This window comes from Azospirillum sp. B506 (genome assembly GCF_000333595.1).
Taxonomy (GTDB): Bacteria; Pseudomonadota; Alphaproteobacteria; order Azospirillales; family Azospirillaceae; genus Azospirillum.
The window spans coordinates 1-3856 of the sequence record NZ_BADK01000602.1 but is presented as its reverse complement, the minus strand read 5'-3'; the positions used below and the strand labels follow the sequence as shown (position 1 = coordinate 3856).

Here is a 3856-nt window from a genome sequence, read left to right as displayed (position 1 = left end):
CCCGCTGCCCCGGCGCGATGGTGAATGGCGCAGGCGCCGCCCGGCTGCCCAACACCAGCACAATCCGCTTCGTTGATGGCCGCGGCCATCCGGTCGATGCAGAGGAGTTGCTGATGCGTCTCGACCGCGCCGGCATCGCCGTGTCGATGGGGGCCGCCTGTTCCTCGGGCGGCAACGAGCCGAGCCATGTGCTGACCGCCATGGGGCTGAGCGGGGCACAGGCCGCCGCCAGCCTGCGCTTCTCGCTGAGCCGCACCACCACCGCGGCGGAGGTGGACGCCGTCCTGTCGGAACTGCCGGCCCTGCATGCCCGTCTGGTCGTCGCCTAAAAAAGACAAATCACAACAATAGGATGGAGTGTCGGTGATGAAGGTGATGATCCGCAAGGCGTCCGAACAGTACACGATCTACGTCGCCAAGAAGGACCTGGAGGAACCCATCGTCGAGATGGAGCATCCGAGCCTGTGGGGCGGCTGGGTCAAGGTCGCCAACGGCTGGACGCTCGACTTGCCGGAGATGCCGGCGGACACCCGCCTGCCGATCACCGTCGAGGCCAAGAAACGCGGAACGGAGTGACGCCCATGGTCCTGTCTCCCGAGCGCATCGACAGCATCGCCACGCTGGCCGGCCGGCTGTTCGCCGGAGGCGGCAATCTCGACGCCGTGGTCCGCGGCGTGCGCGAGGCCAACCCGGACCTGAAGACCGTCACCGGCGCCATGGCCGCGGTGATGGCCGAGGATCCGTTCCGGGAAGAGGCGGGCTTCGACCTGCATCTGGTGGACGGCAACAACCACTGCTGGCTCATCACCGACAAGCCGGAGCTTGCCACCGGCGTCGTGATCGCCCAACGGGACGAGGATGAGTGAATGAGCGATGCCGCCGCGGTTCTGCACCAGCCCGCCCCCGCCCCCACCGAAGACGACGAGGTTGACGATTACATCCCCCTGACCGACCCGGATATCTCCGGCGCCGAGGTCGAGATGCTCGGCCGCCTGCTGTCCTCCGGGGCCTTGAGCGACGGGCGGATGGTGCGGGCGTTCGAGAGTGCCTTCGCCGCCTATGTCGGTCGCGACCATGCCGTGGCGGTGTCCAGCGGGACCATGGCCACGCTGCTGATGCTGAAGGGCACCGGCATCGGCGAAGGCGACGAAGTGCTGTGCAGCCCCTTCGGCTGGCATCAGGTCCAACATGCGGTGGCGCTCTCGGGCGCCACGCCGGTGCTGGTCGACATCGACTATTGGCAGCACACCATCAATCCGGAAAAGGCGGCGGCGCTGGTCACGCCGAAAACGAAAGCGATCCTGGCCGCCAACGTCAACGGCCACCCGGCCCATTGGGACGAGCTGCGCGCGCTGGCCGACGCCAAAGGGCTGATCCTGCTGGAGGATTCCACCGAGGCCATCGGCTCGACCTACAAGGGGCAGATGGTCGGCACCTTCGGCGACGCGGCGGTCTTCGACTTCTCCGAACCCGGCATCCTGCTGGCCGGCGAAGGCGGCATGATCGTCACCGACGACCGCGATCTCGCCCACCGTCTGCGCTACATGCGCCGGCGCGAGACCGAGCACCGCAACACCGTGGTCATCACCCGCACCCTGCCCTGGCAGGCGGGGATGAGCGACCTGAATGCGGCACTCGCCCTGGTGCAGTTGAAGCGCCTGCCGGAAATCCTGACCCGCCGCAATCTGGTCATCGCCTATTACGACGCGGCGATGGCGAGCTTCGAGGGGATCAAGCCGCCCTATCGCGGCCCAGGGGCCGAGGTGGTCAACCCGCTGGTCTATTGCGTCCATCTCGGCACCCGTTTCAGCGCGTCGGGGCGGCGGTCGATCATCGAGGATCTGGACACCCATGACATCGACGCCAGCGACTACGGCCAGCCGCTGCACACCCAGCAATATTACATCGAAGCGCTGGGAGAGCAGGGTGCAGGCCGCGGTGCCTGCCCGGTCTGCACCAAGACGGCCGACCGCGTGCTGGCCCTGCCGCTGCACCGCAAGATCACGCGCGATCAGGTTGCCTTCATCGTGGAGACGCTGAAGGACGCCAGCGTCAACACCGGCGCCGGCGCCGCGATCTACCTCTAAAATGCCAGGAAGAGGCCTTCCATGACCGTCACCACGCTTGCAACCGATACCGACTCCGTCACGGTTCCGGACGCCGCCGCGGCGCTGGCCGACATCGCCGCGGCGCTGGCGGCGCGGCAGGTGGTGCCCTATCTCGGCCCCGGCGCCTTCGCCCTGCTGCCGCCCGACCAATGCCCGATCCCGCGCAACTCGGCGGAGCTGGTGCAGCGCCTGAACGCCAAGGTCGCCGCCCCCGGCCGCATCCGCGCCAACCTGACCGCGGTCGCCCAGTTCATCGAGACGCGCAAGCACCGCAAGACGCTGGAAGCCATCCTCAACGAGATCTTCCGCCAGACGGTGCCGGCCACCCCGGTGCATGCGCTGCTGGCGGCGATTCCGGCCCCGCCGCTGCTGGTCGACGTCTGGTACGACAACGTGCTGGACAGCCTGCTGAGCGCGGCGGCCGACCGGACCTGGGGCCAGATCCAGGGGGTGTCGCACCCGCAATCGACCGGCGAATGGGTGCGCTACTACGCCCCGGACGGCGCCGAAACGACCGCCGACGCGGCTGCCGGCTGGGACACCGTGCTCTACAAGCCGTCGGGGGCGGTAACGCCGGCCGGAAATTACCTGATCTCCGACAGCGACTATGTCGAGATCCTGACGGAGATCGACATCCAGACCCCGATCCCCGCCGTCGTGAAGGACCTCCGCGCCGGCCGGCACTTCCTGTTCCTGGGTTGCCGTTTCGACCATGAGATCCAGCGCACCTTCGCCCGCCAGATCGCCAAGCGCTCCGCCGACAGCCACTGGGCGGTGATCCCTGGCGAGCTGTCGAAGAACGAGGCGCGCTTCCTGGCGTTGCATGGGATCAAGCGCATCGACATGACGCTGGAAGAGGCGGTGGAAAGGTTGCGGGCCGAGGTTTGAGCAGAGCGGGGGCAAGGCATCCGAAGCCAGCACCCCCTACCTCCAAAGAAGCCCCACCGCAGCGCAACACACTCTCGCTCCGTCCGTTATCGTGCGAAACGGATGGAGCGTGCAGGAATGGTGACGAAGAGCGGCCCCGGATTGGTCGCAGCATTTGCGACCCTGCTGCTGACCGCGTCGGCTGCCACCGCGCAGGAAACAACCCCTCCCCCCGGCGATGAACCCGCGACCTCCGGCCCGGCCATCGGGTTCTGGATCGACAACGATCTGTTCGGCGGCGGGACCGACCGCTATTACACCAACGGATTCCAGTTCTATTACTTCTCCGGCGCCCGCCCGACCTACGGCAACATCGACTGGCTGGCCAACCTCGTGCCTTGGGTCGAACCGGGCGGAGTGCGGCGCTACGGCTTCGCCTTCGGCCAGAGCATCTACACGCCGAGCGACCTGACCGCCCGCAACCCGAACCCGAAGGATCGGCCCTATGCCGGCTGGCTCTATGGCCGGGTGTCGGTGCTGAACGAGGCGCCGCGGGCGGTGGACCGCATCGACCTCGACCTCGGCATGGTCGGCCCGGCCTCGCTGGCGGAGCAGACGCAGAAGACGGTCCACAAGATCGTCGACGGCGCCACCTACCCCGAAGGCTGGAACTACCAGTTGCATGACGAGCCGGGCGTGGTGCTGAGCTATGAGCATGTCTGGCGGGACGAGAAGCCCAACAGCCTCGGCCCGCTGGAATGGGACCTCAGCCCCCATGTCGCCGGTAGCGTCGGCAATGTGCTGACCTTCGCCGCGGCGGGGGCCACCGTCCGGTTGGGCGGCAACATGCCGCCGCCGGTGGGCGCGCTGGTGACCCGCCC

The 3856-nt window shown here is 67.8% G+C and carries 6 protein-coding genes; all 6 read left to right on the top strand.

Going from position 1 to position 3856, the window contains the following annotated elements; translation table 11 throughout:
• Positions 1-329 (top strand): aminotransferase class V-fold PLP-dependent enzyme (locus I71_RS17550; RefSeq protein WP_148294276.1); only part of this gene is annotated, 329 nt, incomplete at its 5' end.
• Between the two features lie 37 nt (positions 330-366).
• On the top strand, positions 367-576 hold the full coding sequence (gene nifT, locus I71_RS17545; protein ID WP_042696131.1) for a putative nitrogen fixation protein NifT: 210 nt from the start codon (positions 367-369) through the stop codon (positions 574-576).
• A 5-nt stretch (positions 577-581) separates the two neighbouring features.
• On the top strand, positions 582-866 hold the full coding sequence (locus I71_RS17540; protein ID WP_042696130.1) for a hypothetical protein: 285 nt from the start codon (positions 582-584) through the stop codon (positions 864-866).
• Positions 867-2087 (top strand): DegT/DnrJ/EryC1/StrS aminotransferase family protein, encoded by a 1221-nt coding sequence (locus I71_RS17535; RefSeq protein WP_083897228.1) that lies wholly within the window; start codon positions 867-869, stop codon positions 2085-2087.
• Between the two features lie 21 nt (positions 2088-2108).
• Positions 2109-2996: an SIR2 family protein gene (locus tag I71_RS17530; protein ID WP_042696129.1), complete on the top strand. Its 888-nt coding sequence runs from the start codon at positions 2109-2111 to the stop codon at positions 2994-2996.
• Positions 2997-3113: 117 nt separating this feature from the next.
• On the top strand, positions 3114-3856 hold a 743-nt coding region (locus I71_RS17525; RefSeq protein WP_042696128.1), incomplete at its 3' end, for a lipid A deacylase LpxR family protein.

Coding starts and splice junctions, on each gene's coding strand:
- nifT (WP_042696131.1), top strand. CDS start 367: ATGAAGGTGATGATCCGCAAGGCGTCCGAACAGTACACGATCTACGTC.
- I71_RS17540 (WP_042696130.1), top strand. CDS start 582: ATGGTCCTGTCTCCCGAGCGCATCGACAGCATCGCCACGCTGGCCGGC.
- I71_RS17535 (WP_083897228.1), top strand. CDS start 867: ATGAGCGATGCCGCCGCGGTTCTGCACCAGCCCGCCCCCGCCCCCACC.
- I71_RS17530 (WP_042696129.1), top strand. CDS start 2,109: ATGACCGTCACCACGCTTGCAACCGATACCGACTCCGTCACGGTTCCG.